The organism is Variovorax sp. PvP013 (assembly GCF_050435945.1).
Classification (GTDB): domain Bacteria; phylum Pseudomonadota; class Gammaproteobacteria; order Burkholderiales; family Burkholderiaceae_C; genus Variovorax.
In genome coordinates, this window is the sequence record NZ_JBNDLF010000001.1 from 307,545 (window position 1) to 324,001 (window position 16,457).

Genomic DNA, 16,457 nt, shown 5'->3' on the forward strand with positions numbered 1-16,457 from the left:
GACCCGACCGGGCGGGCGATCAGCTGAAGAAGTCCTTCGCCTTGTCGATCCAGCCCTTGTCGGCGGGGCTGTGCTTGTCGCCGCCCTTCTTGAGCGATTCGTCGAGTTCCTTGACCAGCTTGCGCTGGTGCTCGGTCAGCTTGACCGGCGTCTCCACGCGCACGTGGCAGTACAGGTCGCCCGGGTAGCTCGAACGCACGCCCTTGATGCCCTTGCCGCGCAGGCGGAACTGCTTGCCGCTCTGCGTGCCCTCGGGGATGTCGATGGCCGCGTCGCCCTTGAGCGTGGGCACGTCGATCTCGCCGCCGAGCGCCGCGGTCGTCATGCTGACGGGCACCACGCAATGCAGGTCGTCGCCGTCGCGCTCGAAGACCTCGTGCTTCTTCAGGCGCACCTCGATGTAGAGGTCGCCCGGCGGGCCGCCGTTGGTGCCGGGCTCGCCGTTGCCGGTGCTGCGGATGCGCATGCCGTCGTCGATGCCGGCGGGGATCTTCACTTCCAGCGTCTTGTTGTTCTTGATCTTGCCCTGGCCGTGACAGGTGGCGCAGGGTTCGGGAATGATCTTCCCGGTGCCGTGGCACTGCGGACACGTCTGCTGCACGCTGAAGAAGCCCTGGCGCATCTGCACCGCCCCCTGGCCGTGGCAGGTGGTGCAGGTGATGGGCTTGGTGCCGGCCTTGGCGCCCGAGCCGTGGCAGGTGCCGCACTCGTCCCAGCTCGGAATGCGGATCTGCGCGTCCTTGCCGTCGGCGGCCTCCTCCAGCGTGACCTCCATCGCATAGCTCAGGTCGCCGCCGCGGAACACCTGCCGCCCGCTGCTCTGACGGCCGCCGCGCGCGCCACCGAAGACGTCCCCGAAGATGTCGCCGAAGGCCTCCGCGAAGCCGCCGAAGCCTTCCGCGCCCGGGCCGCCGCGCATGTTCGGGTCGACGCCGGCGTGGCCGTACTGGTCGTATGCCGCGCGCTTCTGCGCGTCCGACAGCATCTCGTAGGCTTCCTTGGCTTCCTTGAACTTGGCCTCGGCGTCCTTGCTGGTGTCGCCGTGATTGCGGTCCGGATGGTGCTTCATCGCCTGCTTGCGATAAGCCTTCTTGATCTCTTCGTCGCTCGCGTTCTTGGGGACGCCGAGGGTTTCGTAATAGTCGCGTTTGGTGGCCATGGTCGGTGATCTTCGGGAGCGGAGGGCAGGGCAGGGACGGGGGCTGGAAACGTAAAAGGCTGGATCACCCGCTCAGGTGATCCAGCCTCGGGTCAAGGCGGGGCGATCAGCCCTTCTTGACTTCCTTGACTTCGGCGTCGACGACGTTGTCGTCGGCCGCCGCGTTCGACGACGAGGACTGCGCGCCGCCACCGGCACCCGGGCCTTCGGCCGCGCCGCCGGCCGCGGCCTGCGACTCGGCGTACATCTTCTCGCCGAGCTTCTGGCTCGCGCTCATGAGCGTGTTGGTCTTCTCGCCGATCGCCGCCGTGTCCTCGGTCTTCAGGGCGTCCTCGACGTCCTTGATCGCGGCCTCGATCTTCTCCTTCTCGCCCGCGTCCAGGCTCGCGCCGTGCTCGCCCAGCGACTTCTTCACGCTGTGCACCATGGCCTCGCCCTGGTTGCGCGCCTGCACGAGTTCGAGCTTCTTCTTGTCGTCGGCGGCATTGAGCTCGGCATCCTTCACCATCTTCTGGATCTCGTCCTCCGACAGGCCCGAGTTCGCCTTGATGGTGATCTTGTTCTCCTTGCCCGTGCCCTTGTCCTTGGCGCCCACGTGCAGGATGCCGTTGGCGTCGATGTCGAAGCTCACCTCGATCTGCGGCGTGCCGCGCGAGGCCGGCGGGATACCTTCCAGATTGAACTCGCCCAGCGCCTTGTTGCCCGAGGCGATCTCGCGCTCGCCCTGGAACACCTTGATGGTCACGGCCGGCTGGTTGTCCTCGGCGGTCGAGAAGGTCTGCGCGAACTTCGTCGGGATGGTCGTGTTCTTCGTGATCATCTTGGTCATCACGCCGCCCATCGTCTCGATGCCCAGCGACAGCGGGGTCACGTCCAGCAGCAGCACGTCCTTGCGGTCGCCCGAGAGCACCTGGCCCTGGATGGCGGCGCCCACGGCCACGGCCTCGTCGGGGTTCACGTCCTTGCGCGGTTCCTTGCCGAAGAACTCCTTGACCTTCTCCTGCACCTTGGGCATGCGGGTCATGCCGCCCACCAGGATCACGTCGTTGATGTCCGACACGCTCACGCCGGCATCCTTGATGGCGGTGCGGCACGGCGCGATGGTGCGCTCGATCAACTCGTCGACCAGCGATTCGAGCTTGGCGCGGCTGAGCTTGATGTTCAGGTGCTTCGGACCCGACGCGTCGGCCGTGATGTAGGGCAGGTTGATGTCGGTCTGCGCGCCGTTGGACAGCTCGATCTTGGCCTTCTCGGCGGCTTCCTTCAGGCGCTGCAGCGCGAGCACGTCCTTGCCGAGGTCGACGCCCTGGTCCTTCTTGAACTCGGAGATGATGAAGTCGATGATGCGCTGGTCGAAGTCCTCGCCGCCCAGGAAGGTGTCGCCGTTGGTCGAGAGCACCTCGAACTGCTTCTCGCCGTCGACGTCGGCGATCTCGATGATCGAGACGTCGAAGGTGCCGCCACCCAGGTCGTACACGGCGATCTTGCGGTCGCCCTTCTCCTGCTTGTCCAGGCCGAAGGCGAGCGCGGCGGCCGTCGGCTCGTTGATGATGCGCTTGACGTCCAGGCCGGCGATGCGCCCGGCGTCCTTGGTGGCCTGGCGCTGGCTGTCGTTGAAGTAGGCCGGCACCGTGATCACGGCCTCGGTCACCGGCTCGCCCAGGTAGTCCTCGGCGGTCTTCTTCATCTTGCGCAGGATCTCGGCGCTGACCTGCTGCGGCGCGAGCTTCTTGCCGCGGCTCTCCACCCAGGCGTCGCCGTTGTCAGCCTTGGTGATGGTGTAGGGCATCAGGTCGATGTCCTTCTGGACTTCCTTCTCCTCGAACTTGCGCCCGATCAGGCGCTTGACCGCGTAGATCGTGTTCTTGGGGTTGGTGACGGCCTGGCGCTTGGCCGAGGCGCCGACCAGCACTTCACCGTCTTCCTGATAGGCCACGATGGACGGCGTAGTGCGCGCGCCTTCGGAGTTCTCGATCACGCGGGTCGAATTGCCCTCCATGATCGAGACGCACGAGTTGGTCGTGCCCAGGTCGATGCCGATGATCTTGCCCATGATGTTTTTGCTCCTGATGCGGAAAATTGAGTTGTTGTGAATCTGCGGATCACGCGGTCCGATTCAAGGGGACGGACCGGCGGTTTTTCGAGAGAGATGAGGTCAGGACGGCGCGCTGACCGTGACCAGGGCCGGACGCAGCACGCGTTCGGCGATGGTGTAGCCCTTCTGCAGCACGGCCACGACGGTGTTGGCTTCCTGGCCCGGCGCCGGCACCACCGAGATGGCTTGGTGCTGGTGCGGATCGAACTTGGTGCCGGCGGCCGGCGCGATCTCGATCACCTTGTTGCGTTCCAGCGCGCTCTTGAGCTGCTGCAGCGTGGCGGCGGCGCCTTCGCGGATCTGCTGGGGCGTGGCGTCCTGGATCGCCAGGCCGGCCTCGAGGCTGTCGGTCACCGGCAGCAGGCTCTCGGCGAAGGCCTCGACGGCGAACTTGCGCGCCTTGGTGATCTCGTCGTCGGCGCGGCGGCGGGCGTTCTGCACGTCGGCCTGGGCGCGCAGGTACTGGTCGGCCAGCTCGGCGTTCTTGGCCTTGAGCGTCGCGAGCTCGGCCTGGGCATCGGCCAGCCCGGACTGGGCGTCCGCCTCGTCGGCGGCCTGCGCGGCTTCGAGTTCCTCGGGGCTGGGCGCGCCCTGCAGGGCGTTCGGATCGTTCGGGTTCGGGACGGGGGATTCGGGATGGAAGGGTGCTGACATGTTCGATGGCGGTGTGAACCGGACCTTGGAAATAGCGACTGCAGGCCACGTGGGGATGGCGCGGAACTTTTCAAGAAGAAATTGAACGCGACTTCGGCGCCCCGTGAAAGCCACCCGCGCGGGCATCCGAACCCGAGGAAGACATGTCGCATCCCGATCGCGGCAATGCAAAAGGGCCGCGAAGCGGCCCTGACGGATTGCGCGAGGACGACCCTGGAATCAGTGTGCGTCCAGGAGTTCGACGTCGAACTTCAGCGTCGCGTTCGGCGGGATCACGCCGCCGGCGCCGCGCGCGCCGTAGCCCAGCGCGGCCGGGATGATCAGCGTGCGCTGGCCGCCGATCTTCATGCCGGCGACGCCTTCGTCCCAGCCCTTGATGACCTGGCCGGCGCCCAGCGAGAAGGCGAAGGGGTCGTTGCGGTCGCGACTCGAGTCGAACTTGGCGCCCTGCACGCCGTCCTTGTAGAGCCAGCCGGTGTAGTGCACGTGCACGTGCTGGCCGGCCTTGGCTTCGGCGCCATCGCCGACGACGGTGTCTTCGTATTGCAGACCGGAGGAGGTGGTGGGCATGAACGTTCCTTGTTGAGAGAAGAATGGAATCGATGGGAAAAAAAGGCAGCGGCGGAGTTTAACGACCGGTTTTCGAACTCCGCAGTAGGCCGATGCCGGCCCGTGCGTCAGCGCGGCAGCGGCAGATCGGCGGCCGGCGCCACGGGGGCGGTCACCGGCGCCGGTGCCATCGCTTTGCGCTGCTGGCCGGCCTGCCACTTGACCGCGAAGGCCTGCAGGTCCGACAGGCGCTTGAGCAGGTCCTGCCCGCTCAGCGTCAGGCTGTAGCCGTCGCCGCCGTGGCTCACCACGCCGGCCTCGCGCAGCTCCTTGATGCGGGTGTTGAGCGTGTTGGGCGTGATGCCGCCGACGCTGTCCTGCAGCAGCCGGAAGGTCTGCGCGTGCCCGTCGCGCAGCGCCCACAGCACGCGCAGCGCGTAGCGCGCCTCCAGCAGCGCCAGCAACTGGCCGACGGCGACGTTCTCCTTCGAGCTCATGCCGCCGCGTACTCCGCCATCGGCTCGCCCAGGCGCACCGCACGGGCCGGCGCCCAGTCGGCGGTGAAGCGCAGCGGCGGCGCCGGGAACAGCAGCACGACGGTCGAGCCGAGCAGGAAGCGGCCCATCTCGTCGCCCTTCTTCAGACGGATGTCCTGATCGTCGTAGCGCCATTCGCGAATCCCGCCGCCGCGCGGCGGGTTGACCACGCCGTGCCAGACCGTCGCCATGCTGCCGACGATGGTCGCGCCCACCAGCACCAGCACGAAGGGGCCGCGCGCCGTCTCGAACACGCACACCGTGCGCTCGTTGCGCGCGAACAGTCCCGGCACGCCGCGCGCGGTCGTCGGGTTGACCGAGAACAGGTCGCCCGGCACGTAGATCATGCGCACCAGCCGGCCGTCGCAGGGCATGTGGATGCGGTGGTAGTCGCGCGGGCTGAGGTAGATCGTGGCGAAGCTGCCGTGGGCGAACCGCGCCGCCAGCGCCGCGTCGCCGCCGACCAGCTCGGTCGTGCGGTAGTTGTGGCCCTTGGCCTGGAAGATCTGGTCGCCGTCGATGCGGCCGAACTGGCTGATCGCGCCGTCGACCGGGCAGACCAGGGCGGCCGGCGCGATCGGCCGCGCGCCGGGCTTGAGTGCGCGCGTGAAGAAGTCGTTGAAGCTGGCGTAGCGCGCGATGTCGCTCTCCAGCGCCTCGCCCATGTTCACCCCGTACTTGGCGACGAAGCGCCGGATGATCCAGGTCGTGACGGCGCCGCGTTCCTTGCCCGCGACCCAGCCGGCGAAGGATGTCAGGGCCTGCTTGGGCAGGACGTATTGGGGCAGGACGGGGAGGCGGTCGGACACGGCATGGCTCTCGGGAAGCGGGGGACACCGCATTCTAGGAATTCGACCCGCCGCGCGGCGGGGCATTTCGAGCGTGCGGGCGTCGGTCAGGGCGCCAGTCGCTCGCGGATCCAGCCGGCGGCGTCGACACCGGCCTCGACGTCGCCCGCGCCGCCCGCCGCGTCGCGGCGGTAGCGCAGCCGGTCGTGCAGCCGGCTCTTGCGGCCCTGCCAGAACTCCCAGCGCTGCGGCACCAGGCGATAGCCGCCCCAGTGCGGCGGCCGCGGCGGCGCCAGCAGGAAGCGCGCGGCGGCCAGCGCGGCGTTCTTCACCAGCACGTCGCGCCCCTCGATCACCTCGCTCTGCGGGCTGGCCCAGGCGCCCAGGCGCGAGTCCAGCGGCCGGCTGGCGAAGTAGGCGTCGCTCTCGGCGGCGTCGGTCATCTCGACCACGCCCTCGATGCGCACCACGCGTTCGAGTTCGACCCAGTGGAACTGCAAGGCCGCGTACGGGTTGCCGGCCAGTTCGCGGCCCTTGCGGCTGTCGTAGTTGGTGTACCAGACCAGACCGCGCGCATCGACGCCCTTGACCAGCACGATGCGCGTGGACGGCCGCAGGTCGGCGCCGACGGTGGCCAGCGTCATCGCGTTGGGCTCGGGCACGCGCGCGTCGATGGCCTCGCCGAGCCAGCGCTCGAACTGCCGCAGCGGATCGGCGTCGCTGCGGGTCTCGTCGAGTTCGGCGCGCTCGTAGCTCTTGCGCAGGGCGGCGAGCTCGGTCGGGGAGGGGACGTGGGGGGCGGCGTCGGGGCGCTGGGGATCGGTCATGGGCCGGATTGTCCGTGCAGCGCGGGCGCTTCGCGCGGGGACGGGATACTGCCGGCGATGAATCCGTCCGAACGAATCCCCGGCGTCCTCGCCACCCCGGCCACGGCCACGGCCACTTCCGCCGCGACCGCGCACGAGCGGGAAGCCCCCGCCGACGCGGGCCCCGCGCCCACGGTGATCGTGCTCGCCTCCGGGCGGGGCGAGCGCTTCCGGGCCTCGGGCGGCACGCGTCACAAGCTCGACGCGCCGCTCGGCGGCCGGCCGGTGCGGGAGCGCACGCTGGCGGCCGTGCGCGCGAGCGGACTGCCCTGGCACGTCGAGGACGCCGGCCATCCCGGCATGGGCGACTCGATCGCGGCGGCGGTGCGAGCGACGACCGGGGCGGCCGGCTGGCTGGTGCTACCGGCCGACCTGCCGCTGGTGCGGCCCGCGACCCTGCGACGCGTGGCGCGGGCGCTGCGGGAGGCCTCGGCGACGTCGATGCCGACGTCCGCGCCGGTCCAGGCACCGTTTCCCGGCGCGTCGCCCGCCGGCCACGCCGTGCAACCCGTCCACGCCGGCCGGCGCGGGCATCCGGTGGCCTTCTCGGCCGCCTGCCGCGATGAGCTGCTGCGCCTGTCGGGCGAGTTCGGCGCCGCGCCGGTGCTCCAGCGCCTGCGCGCGGCGGGGCGCGTCGTCGAACTGGCGGTGGACGACGCCGGCATCGTCACCGACATCGACACCCTGGCCGACCTGGCGGCGGCCGAGGCGCTGCTCCTCAGCCGCGCGGCGGAAGCGGCGCAGCACTGACGGAGGCGACGGACGTTCCCGCCGCCTCCGCCGCCCGCTCCTGCTCCACCCGCTCGGCCAGCCGCACCAGCCGCGCCAGCGCGCGATCGTGGATCGCGTGGCGCTGCAGCTCCTGCAGGGTCAGGCGCGCATAGTCGATCGAGCTGCCGAAATTCCCGCTGGCGCTGCGGAAGACGTGGCGGTAGTGGTCGTCGCTGAGTTCGCCAGCAAAGTGCGGACTGCGCCGCGACAGCGTGAAGGCGAGGGCGCGCACCGGGCCGCCGGCGGTGCGGCAGTCGAGCCAGCGCGGGTCGTAGATCGAATCGGCCATCTCGCGCAGCCACAGCCGCCCGAGCGCCTCCAGCCCGTCGGCGGCCGGCACGCGGAACACCACGCCCCGGCAGCTGCCGCCCGAGAGCAGCCCGAAGACCAGCCCGGGGTTGTGCACCGTGCCCCGGTGCGCCCGGCTCCACAGCTTGAGCGCGCGGTGCCAGCCGTGCACGAGGGCGGGGCGGTGCTCGACGGCGTCGAACTCCTGGCGCCAGATCAGCGAGCCGTAGCCGAACAGCCACAGGTCGTCGCGCCCGCCCCAGTCGGCGATGACGCGTTCGAGCAGCGGTTGGGGCGGGCGCGGCGCCGCGTTCGGGAGGGCTCCGGCGGCGGGGTCCACGACGGCGCCGCCTACAATTTCACGATCATGGCTCACCCGCCCATTATTTACGTGCCCAACTCACTTTCCTACGGAGATCACCGGATGTCATCCAACAACGACGAAGACAGTCAACAGCGTTTCGCCCTCGGCTTCCTTTTCGCCCTGATCGCGCTGGTGGTCTTCACGATCGTCGGCTTCGCCGTCCATCGCTACGGCCTGGCCACGCGGCCGGCCGCGACGGCCGCCGCGACGCCCGCCGTGGTCGCGATCGTACCGGGCACGCCCACCGTCAGCGTCGTCACCGAGACCGTCACGGTGATCGTCCCCGAAGGCGCCAGCATCAGCGTGGCCAACGGCGTCGTGAACTTCTACTTCGCCACCGGCAGCGCCGACCTGGCGCCCGGCGCGGCCGAGGCGCTCGCCGCCGTCATCCAGGGCATCGGCAACGGCCGCCGCGCCATGGTCTCGGGCTTCCACGATTCGACCGGCGACGCCGCTGTCAACGAGGAACTGGCCAAGCTGCGCGCGCAGACCGTGCGCGACGTGCTGATCGGCCTGGGCGTGCCGGCCGACCGCGTCGACCTGCAGAAGCCCGCCGTCAGCACCGGTTCGGGCGACAACGCCCAGGCTCGGCGCGTCGAGGTCAAGCTGGTCGACTGAGCGGTCTTCCGTCCCGCACCCTCTCGAAAGCCCGGCGCCGCCGGGCTTTTTTTCGTTCAGGCCCCGGCCGGTCGCAGCAGGCGCCGCGCCGCGTCCGCCACCGCGTCGGCCGTGATGCCGAAGTGCGCGTACAGCGCCTCGGCCGGCCCCGAGGCGCCGAAGCCCGTCATGCCGACGAAGGCGCCGCGCGCGCCGAGCCAGCGTTCCCAGCCGAAGGCGACGGCGGCTTCGACGGCGACCCGCACACCGCCTTCCCCGCCGTCGCCCGACAGCACCTGCGCCCGGTACGTCGGATGCTGCTCGTCGAACAGCTCCCAGCACGGCATCGAGACCACGGCGGTCGGGACGCCCCCGGCCTGCAGAGCCTCGCGCGCCTGCACGGCCAGCAGCACCTCGGAGCCGGTCGCCAGCAGCGTCACCGCGCGCGGGCCGCCCTCGGCTTCTTCCAGCACGTAGGCGCCGCGGCGCGACAGGTTGTCGCCGCTGGGCCGGCGGCGCACCGGCGGCAGCGCCTGGCGCGCGAACACCAGGCTCGACGGTCCCTGACGGTCCTCCAGCGCGGCCTCCCAGCACTCGCTCGCCTCGACGGCGTCGGCCGGCCGGAACACGCGCATGTTCGGCATCGCCCGCAGCGAGGCGAGGACCTCCACGGGCTGGTGCGTCGGCCCGTTCCTGCCGACGCCGATGGAGTCGTGGCTGAAGACGAAATGCACCGGCAACCGCATCAGGGCGGCCATGCGCATGGCGGGGCGTTCGTAGTCGGCGAAGGCGAGGTAGGTCACGGCCAGCGGGATCACGCCGCCGTGCGCCGCCATGCCGTTGGCCATGGCGCCCATCAGGTGCTCGCGCACGCCGCAATGCACGTAGGCGCCGCTTCGACGTTCCGCCGTGAAGGCGTCGAGCCGGCGCTTGTGGCCGGTGGGCGCCTCCAGGTCGGCGCAGCCGACCATGCGCTCGGGCAGCACGTCGGTGAGCAGGTCGTTGATCTCGGCCGAGATCAGGATGCCGCCCTGCGGCGCGCCCGGCTCGTCGACGGCGCGCCGGCGGTGCTCGCGCAGCACCTCGCGCCAGCCAACGGGCAGCTCGCCGGCCAGCACGCGCTCGAACTCGGCGCGCTCGGCCGGCGGCAGCGCGGCGAGGCGGTCCCGCCAGGCCGCGTGCGCCGCGTCGCTGCGCCGGCCGGCGGCGCGCCAGGCGTCGCGCACCGGCGCGGGCACCTCGAACGGCGGGTGCGGCCAGTCGAGGGCGCAGCGCGCGGCCTCGGCGTCCTCCGGATGCAGGCGCGCGCTGTGGCCGCCGCGCCGTCCCTGCAGGCGCTCGATGCCTTTGGCGATGACGGTGCGGCAGGCCAGCAGGGACGGGCGCGGGTCGCGCCGCGCGGCCTCCAGCGCCGTCGACACCGCCTCGATGTCGTGGCCGTCGACCTCGACCACGTGCCACCGCGCGACGCGGAAGCGATCAGCCACGTCCTCGCTGATCGAGAGCTCGGTGCCGCCGTCGTCGGTGATGCGGTTGTCGTCCCACAGCAGCGTCAGCTTGCCCAGCCGCAGGTGGCCGGCCAGCGAGATCATCTCCTGGCCGATGCCCTCCTGCAGGCAGCCGTCGCCGACGAAGGCGTAGGTGCGGTGGTCGACCAGGTCGTCGCCGAAGCGCGCGGCCAGGCGGGCCTCGGCCACCGCCATGCCGAAGGCGTTGGCGATGCCCTGGCCGAGCGGACCGGTGGTGACCTCGATGCCGCTGGCCGGATCGAACTCCGGGTGGCCCTCGCAGCGCGAGCCGAAGTCGCGGAAGGTCGCGACCTGCTCGCGCGAGATGCGCTCGTAGCCGCTCAGGTGGAGCAGGGCGTAGAGCAGCATCGAGCCGTGGCCGTTGGACAGCACCACGCGGTCGCGGTCCGGCCAGGTGGGGTCGGCGGGGTCGAACTTCAGGTGCCGGGTGTAGAGCGCGGTGGCGATCTCGGCCATGCCCAGGGGCACGCCCTGGTGGCCCTCGCCGGCGCGCACGATGGCGTCGATGGCGAGGAAGCGGATCGCATCGGCGAGCGGGGCGAGCGCGTGGCGGGTCATGGACGGCGTCTCCTGCGGATCGGTCCGCCCGCTCATTCGAGCCACTGCCTGATGCGCGCCGACATGGCGGCGGTCGAGATGCCGTAGCGGTCGTGCAGGGTCGGCAGCGCGCCGGCGTCGAGGAAGGCGTCGGGCAGCGCGACCTGCCGGAAGCGCGCGGGCGCCGCGCCCTCGCGCACCAGCAGGCCGGCCACGGCCTCGCCCAGGCCGCCGACGACCGAGTGGTTCTCGGCCACCACCACCAGCCGGCCCTCGCGCCGGCACTCGGCCAGCAGCGTCGCCTCGTCGAGCGGCTTGATGGTCGGCACGTGCAGCACGGCGACGTCGATGGAATCGGCGCGCAGGGCCTCGGCCACTTCGAGCGAGCGCATGGTCATGAAGCCGCTGGAAACGATGAGCACGTCCCTGCCGTCGCGCAGCCGCTTGGCCTTGCCCAGCTCGAAGGTGTAGTCGTACTCGTCGAGCACCAGCGGCACGTTGCCGCGCAGCAGGCGCATGTAGACCGGGCCGGGGTGGTCGGCGATCTGCGCCACGGCCTGGGCGGTGTCGAGCGCGTCGCAGGGGTCGACGATGGTCAGCCCGGGGATGCCGCGCATCAGCGCCAGGTCCTCGGTGGCCTGGTGGCTGGGGCCGTAGCCGGTGGTCAGACCGGGCAGGGCGCAGCACATCTTGACGTTGAGGTGCTCCTCGGCGATGACCTGGTGGACGAAGTCGAAGGCGCGGCGCGTGCCGAAGACGGCGTAGGTGGTGGCGAAGACGGTGAAGCCCTCCTTGGCCATGCCGCCGGCCGCGCCCATGAGCAGCTGCTCGGCCATGCCCATCTGGAAGAAGCGCTCCGGATGGGCCTGCGCGAACAGGTGCAGGTCGGTGTACTTGCCCAGGTCGGCGGTCATGCCGACGATCTCCGGCCGCTCGCGGGCGAGTTCGACCAGGGCCTTGCCGAAGGGCGCGGCCTGCACGCGCTGGCCCTCGCCGGCGATCGAGGCGATCATGGCCGAGGTGGTCAGGCGCGGTTTGGCCGGCGCGGCGGCGGCGGCGGGGGTGCGGGCGTCGGCGTTCACGAGGCATCTCCTTGAGGCTGGGTCTGGTCGAGGTGCGCGATGGCCTGGCGCCATTCGGGCGGGTCGACGCGGATGAAGTGGTTCTTCTCGCGCGTCTCCAGGAAGGGCACGCCCTTGCCCATCAGGGTGTCGGCGAGGATCACGCGCGGCCGGTCCTCGCGCAGCTGGCGCGCCGTGTCGAAGGCGGCGACGACGGCCTCGAGGTCGTTGCCGTCGACGCGCTGCACGTGCCAGCCGAAGGCGGCCCACTTGTCGGCCAGGGGCTCGAAGCCCAGCACCTTGCCCGACGGCCCGTCGGCCTGCTGGTTGTTGATGTCGACCACGCAGATCAGGTTGGCCAGACGGTGGTGGGCGGCACCCATGGCGGCCTCCCAGGTCGAGCCCTCGTCGAGCTCGCCGTCGGACATCGAGTTGTAGACGAAGGCCGGGTTGCCCTTCAGGCGCAGGCCCAGCGCCATGCCGACGGCGATCGGCAGGCCCTGGCCGAGCGAGCCGCCCGACATCTCCATGCCCGGCGTGTAGGTCGCCATGCCCGACATCGGCAGCCGGCTGTCGTCGCTGCCGTAGCTCTCGAGTTCCGATTCCGGCACCACGCCGGCCTCGATCAGCGCGGCGTAGAAGGCGATGGCGTAGTGGCCGTGCGAGAGCAGGAAGCGGTCGCGGCCCTCCCACGCCGGGTCGTCCGGACGCAGGTTCAGGGCGTGGCCGTAGGCGGCGGCCAGCACGTCGGCATAGCCGAGGGCCTGGCCGATGTAGCCCTGGCCCTGGACTTCGCCCATGCGCAGGGCGAAGCGGCGGATGCGGTGGGCGCACTGCCGCAGCGCGGAAAGATCGGTCATTGGAATGCTCCGTGAGGACGAAGGAAACGGGACGGAAGGAAGGCGCGGGCGTCGGGAGAGGCGGGCGCGCGGCGCGCGCCGCGCCTCAGCGGATCGTCAGCCAGGGCAGGTAGGCGAAGCCCAGCAGCAGCGCGATGGCGACGCCGTAGAACGGGATCAGTTCCACCACCACGTCGCCGATGCGCACCTTGGCGATCGTGCTGGTGATGAACAGCGTGGTGCCGATGGGCGGGTGGTAGAGCCCGATCGAGAGGTTGACGATCATCATGATCCCGAGCTGCACCGTGTCCATGCCCACGGCCGAGGCCAGCGGCACGAACATCGGCGTGAGCAGCAGCACGGCGGCGGGCAGGTCGATGAACATGCCGGTGGCCAGCATGATCAGGTTCATCGCCAGGATGATCAGCCAGGGCGACTGCAGCGTCTCCTTGGCGAAACGCGTGAACTCGGCGGGCAGCTGCTCGTAGGTGACGATCCAGCCGACCACGCTGGAGGCCATGATGATCAGCAGAACCACGCCGGTGGAGATGCCGGCCTCGATGGCGGCGGCGCGCAGCTTGGCCCAGGTCAGGTCGCGGTACACCACCAGCGCCACCACCAGCGCGTAGAGCGTCGACATCACGCTGACCTCGGTCGGCGTGGCGATGCCGAAGCGCAGGAACACGATGATCAGCACCGGCATCGCCAGCGCCGGGCCGGCGTGGGCCAGCAGGCGCCAGAAGGCCGGCCATTCGAAGGGCGTGGTGTCGCGCGGGAAGTTGCGCCGACGGCCCTGGACGTAGCACACCGCCATGAAGCCGCCGCACATCAGCAGGCCCGGCAGGATGCCGGCGACGAACAGCGCGCCGATCGACGCCCCCGAGACCAGCGCGTAGACGATCATCGGGATCGACGGCGGGATCAGGATGTCGATGGTGGCCGCCGCCGCCAGCGTGCCGGCCGCGAAGGGCGCCGGGTAGCCGAGCTTCTTGAGCCACGGGATCAGCATCGAGCCGATGGCCGAGGCGTCGGCCACGGCCGAGCCCGAGACGCCGCCGAAGATCGTGGAGGACAGCACCCCGACCTGCGCCGGGCCGCCGTGGACGCGGCCGATCATCATCGACAGCAGGTCCACCAGGCTCTTGCCGAGCTTGCCGCTGACCATCAGCGCGCCGGTCATCATGAAGAACGGGATGGCGATGAGCGGGAAGCTCTGGGTCTGCGCCAGCATCTGCTCGATCGCCAGGTGCACCGGCACCTTGTCGATGATGAGCAGGCCGCCGACGGAGGCCAGCACCAGGGCGTGCGCGATCGGGATCGACAGCAGCGCCGCGACGACGAAGAGGGTGATGATGAGGGCGGTCATCGCTCACGCTCCGTGGGCCAGGGCCTCGGCGGCCTGCGGCGCGTCCTCGGCCGCGTCGCGCCACAGCCGGGGCAGCCGGCACAGCGTGACCAGCGACAGCAGCGCGAAGCCCACCATCAGGCACCCCACGCTGACCGAGCCGGGCACCTGCAGCATCGGCGTGCGCTCGTCGGCGGCGATCTCGGCCAGCGGCCAGGCCGTGACGGCCAGCGCCGCGTACAGGACCGCCACGGCCAGCGCGCCGCCGGCGAGCACCCAGCGCCGCGAGGCGCCCAGGCGCTGCGTCAGGATGACCACCGCGATGTGCGAGCCGTGCTGCGCGGCCAGCACCACGCCGGCCATGATCATCCAGGGGAACATCAGCTCCGGTAGTTCGGAGGCCGCGGCCAGACTGGTGCCGGCGACGTAGCGCAGGACCACGTTGGCGGCCAGGATCGTGAAGACGACCGCGAGGGTCAGGTAGAGCACGCCCCGGCACAGGGCGCCGACGAGGCGGTCGATCGCGTCGAGGACGGGCATGGCGGCCTCCCTCACTTGGCCTGCTGGACGACGCGCTTGACGAAGTCGCCGGTGGCGCCGGCGGCCCACTTGTCGTAGACCGGCCGCGTCGCCGCGACGAAGGCCTGGCGGTCGACCGTCTCGATCTGGATGCCCTTGGCCTTGAGCTCGGCGGCGAGCTTCTCGTCGGCCTCGCGCGAGAGCTGGCGCTGCAGCGCGGTGGCCTCGGTCGCGGCTTCCTGGAACGCCTTGCGGTCGGCCTCGGAGAGCCGATCCCAGGCGCGCTTGCTCATCAGGAAGGGGTTGGTCTCGTACTTGTGGCCGGTCAGCGAGAGGTACTTCTGCACCTCGTAGAGCTTGGCCGAGACGATGTTGGTCAGCGGGTTCTCCTGGCCGTCGACCACGCCCTGCTGCAGCGCCACGTACAGCTCGGAGAACTTGATCTGCTGCGCGTCGGCGCCCAGCGTCTGCATGATGTCCATGGTCATGGCGTCGGGCGGGGTGCGCACCTTCAGGCCCTTGAGGTCGGCCGGTGCCTTGATCGGCCGCTTGCTGTTGGTCACGTGGCGGATGCCGTTGTCCCAGTAGCCCAGCACCACCATGCCCTTGGCGGCGGTGCGCTTGGCGAGCTCCTCGCCGACCGGGCCGTCGAGCAGCTTCCAGGCGCTCTGGATGTCGTTGAACAGGAAGGGCAGGCCGAGCGCCGCGTACTCCGGCACCACGTTGGCGACCGCGCCCTGGCTGTTGGCCGACATGTCCAGCGTGCCCGAGCGCAATGCCGTGACCATCGCCGCGTCGTCGCCCAGCTGGGAGGAGTGCGCCACCTGCACCTCGTAGCGCCCGCCGGTCTTGGCCTTGACGGTGTCGGCGAACTTCACCGCCGCCTCGTGGCGCGGATTGCCCGGCGCGGCGCCGTGGCCGAGCGTGAGCTTGGTGGTCTGGGCCTGGGCGGCCGTCAGCGTGGCGGCGCCCAGTGCCAGGGCGGCCAGGGCCAGGAATCTGCGTTGCATGGTGTGTCTCCGGAAGTTGCCGCGTCTTGGCACGGCGTTGTCTCGTGTCGCGTTCGTCGCGTTCGTCGCGTTCGTCGGACCCGTCGGACCGCCGCCGGGCGGCCCCGCGCGGCGTCCGGGGCGCGGGCGGGCTTCAGTGGATGAGCATGCCGCCGTTGACGTCGAGCGTGACGCCGGTGCAGTACTTGGCCAGGTCGCTGGCCAGGAAGACGACGCAGCCGGCCACGTCCGCCGGCTCGCCGATGCGGTCGAGCGGGATCTGGTCGAGGATGCCGCGCATGCGGTCGTCGGGGATCAGGCCCTTGTTGATGTCGGTGGCGATCAGCCCCGGCGTGACGCAGTTGACGCGCACGCCGTCGATGCCGCACTCGCGCGCCATGGCGCGCGCCAGGCCCAGCACGCCGGCCTTGGCCGCCGAGTAGTGCGGGCCGCCCAGGATACCGCCGCCGCGCTGGGCCGACACCGAGGAGATGCACACGATCGAGCCCGAGCGCGCCGAGCGCATGGCCGGCAGCACCGCCTGCGACATGTAGAGCGTGCCGCGCAGGCTGACGTCGAGCACGGCGTCGTAGTCGGCGCCGGTGATGTCGGCGACCTTGCGCGGCTGCGTGATGCCGGCGTTGTTCACCAGGATGTCGATGCGCCCGCACCGCGCCAGCGCGGCGGCGACGGCGGCGTCGCACGAGGCGCGGTCGGTGACGTCGGCGACCACGCCTAGGTGGTGGGCGCCGAGCCGGGCCGCGGCGCCGGCCGGGTCGGCGCGCTCCAGGTCGGCGATGACCACGCGCGCGCCCTGTTCGGCCATCATGCGCGCGGTGGCGAAACCCAATCCGTTGAGGCCGGCGCCTCCGGTGACCAGGGCGACTCTGTCCTTGAGCAACATACGTTCGTCTCCTTCTTGGAATCCCGCCGTGGATCGGCGGTGCGGAACGGATTCTTGGGAGTCGACG

The 16,457-nt window shown here is 70.8% G+C and carries 17 protein-coding genes; 2 read left to right on the forward strand and 15 right to left on the reverse strand.

The annotated features are described in order from the left end of the window. Window positions 1-19: 19 nt before the first annotated feature. The 7 genes from dnaJ to pdxH form a co-directional block, all read right to left on the reverse strand. Complete coding sequence (dnaJ, locus tag ABID77_RS01520) at window positions 20-1,159, reverse strand: molecular chaperone DnaJ (protein WP_429589830.1); 1,140 nt, start codon at window positions 1,157-1,159, stop codon at window positions 20-22. A gap of 106 nt (window positions 1,160-1,265) precedes the next feature. After that, the gene (gene dnaK, locus ABID77_RS01525) at window positions 1,266-3,212 is read right to left on the reverse strand and encodes a molecular chaperone DnaK (RefSeq protein WP_429589833.1); all 1,947 of its coding nucleotides are present in this window, start codon (window positions 3,210-3,212) and stop codon (window positions 1,266-1,268) included. 102 nt (window positions 3,213-3,314) lie between these two features. Further along, window positions 3,315-3,908: a nucleotide exchange factor GrpE gene (grpE, locus tag ABID77_RS01530; RefSeq protein ID WP_429589836.1), complete on the reverse strand. Its 594-nt coding sequence runs from the start codon at window positions 3,906-3,908 to the stop codon at window positions 3,315-3,317. Window positions 3,909-4,127: 219 nt separating this feature from the next. Next, entirely contained in the window at window positions 4,128-4,478 is a 351-nt protein-coding gene (locus ABID77_RS01535) for an FKBP-type peptidyl-prolyl cis-trans isomerase (RefSeq protein WP_429589839.1), read from the reverse strand. 107 nt (window positions 4,479-4,585) lie between these two features. After that, window positions 4,586-4,954: a winged helix-turn-helix transcriptional regulator gene (locus ABID77_RS01540; RefSeq protein WP_429589842.1), complete on the reverse strand. Its 369-nt coding sequence runs from the start codon at window positions 4,952-4,954 to the stop codon at window positions 4,586-4,588. Beyond that, complete coding sequence (gene asd, locus ABID77_RS01545; protein ID WP_429589845.1) at window positions 4,951-5,802, reverse strand: archaetidylserine decarboxylase; 852 nt, start codon at window positions 5,800-5,802, stop codon at window positions 4,951-4,953. Before asd ends, ABID77_RS01540 begins: the two co-directional genes overlap by 4 nt. An 86-nt stretch (window positions 5,803-5,888) precedes the next feature. Beyond that, window positions 5,889-6,608 (reverse strand): pyridoxamine 5'-phosphate oxidase, encoded by a 720-nt coding sequence (pdxH, locus tag ABID77_RS01550; RefSeq protein WP_429589848.1) that lies wholly within the window; start codon window positions 6,606-6,608, stop codon window positions 5,889-5,891. Between the two features lie 57 nt (window positions 6,609-6,665). On the opposite strand from pdxH, the gene ABID77_RS01555 reads away from it, so the two are divergent. After that, on the forward strand, window positions 6,666-7,397 hold the full coding sequence (locus ABID77_RS01555) for a nucleotidyltransferase family protein (protein ID WP_429589851.1): 732 nt from the start codon (window positions 6,666-6,668) through the stop codon (window positions 7,395-7,397). On the opposite strand, the gene ABID77_RS01560 is transcribed toward ABID77_RS01555, so the two are convergent. Further along, window positions 7,366-8,046, reverse strand: a complete 681-nt coding sequence (locus tag ABID77_RS01560; RefSeq protein WP_429589854.1) for a gamma-glutamylcyclotransferase — start codon at window positions 8,044-8,046, stop codon at window positions 7,366-7,368. The genes ABID77_RS01555 and ABID77_RS01560 overlap by 32 nt on opposite strands. A gap of 84 nt (window positions 8,047-8,130) precedes the next feature. Between ABID77_RS01560 and ABID77_RS01565 the strand changes: the two genes are divergently transcribed. Further along, the gene (locus ABID77_RS01565; protein ID WP_429589857.1) at window positions 8,131-8,688 is read left to right on the forward strand and encodes an OmpA family protein; all 558 of its coding nucleotides are present in this window, start codon (window positions 8,131-8,133) and stop codon (window positions 8,686-8,688) included. Between the two features lie 56 nt (window positions 8,689-8,744). Here the strand turns inward: ABID77_RS01565 and tkt are convergent, their stop codons facing one another. From tkt to ABID77_RS01600, 7 genes are all read right to left on the reverse strand, one after another. Then, window positions 8,745-10,790 (reverse strand): transketolase, encoded by a 2,046-nt coding sequence (gene tkt / locus ABID77_RS01570; RefSeq protein WP_429589860.1) that lies wholly within the window; start codon window positions 10,788-10,790, stop codon window positions 8,745-8,747. Continuing rightward, on the reverse strand, window positions 10,787-11,746 hold the full coding sequence (locus ABID77_RS01575) for a transketolase family protein (protein WP_429593221.1): 960 nt from the start codon (window positions 11,744-11,746) through the stop codon (window positions 10,787-10,789). Before ABID77_RS01575 ends, tkt begins: the two co-directional genes overlap by 4 nt. Before the next feature lie 65 nt (window positions 11,747-11,811). Beyond that, window positions 11,812-12,654: a transketolase gene (locus ABID77_RS01580; RefSeq protein WP_429589863.1), complete on the reverse strand. Its 843-nt coding sequence runs from the start codon at window positions 12,652-12,654 to the stop codon at window positions 11,812-11,814. Between the two features lie 85 nt (window positions 12,655-12,739). Beyond that, a complete protein-coding gene (locus tag ABID77_RS01585) occupies window positions 12,740-13,999 on the reverse strand; it encodes a TRAP transporter large permease (protein ID WP_429589866.1) in 1,260 nt (419 codons plus the stop codon). Window positions 14,000-14,002: 3 nt separating this feature from the next. After that, a complete protein-coding gene (locus ABID77_RS01590; RefSeq protein ID WP_429589870.1) occupies window positions 14,003-14,518 on the reverse strand; it encodes a TRAP transporter small permease in 516 nt (171 codons plus the stop codon). A gap of 11 nt (window positions 14,519-14,529) precedes the next feature. After that, window positions 14,530-15,507 (reverse strand): TRAP transporter substrate-binding protein, encoded by a 978-nt coding sequence (locus ABID77_RS01595; protein WP_429589873.1) that lies wholly within the window; start codon window positions 15,505-15,507, stop codon window positions 14,530-14,532. A 133-nt stretch (window positions 15,508-15,640) separates the two neighbouring features. Beyond that, on the reverse strand, window positions 15,641-16,390 hold the full coding sequence (locus ABID77_RS01600; RefSeq protein WP_429589876.1) for an SDR family NAD(P)-dependent oxidoreductase: 750 nt from the start codon (window positions 16,388-16,390) through the stop codon (window positions 15,641-15,643). Window positions 16,391-16,457 lie beyond the last annotated feature (67 nt).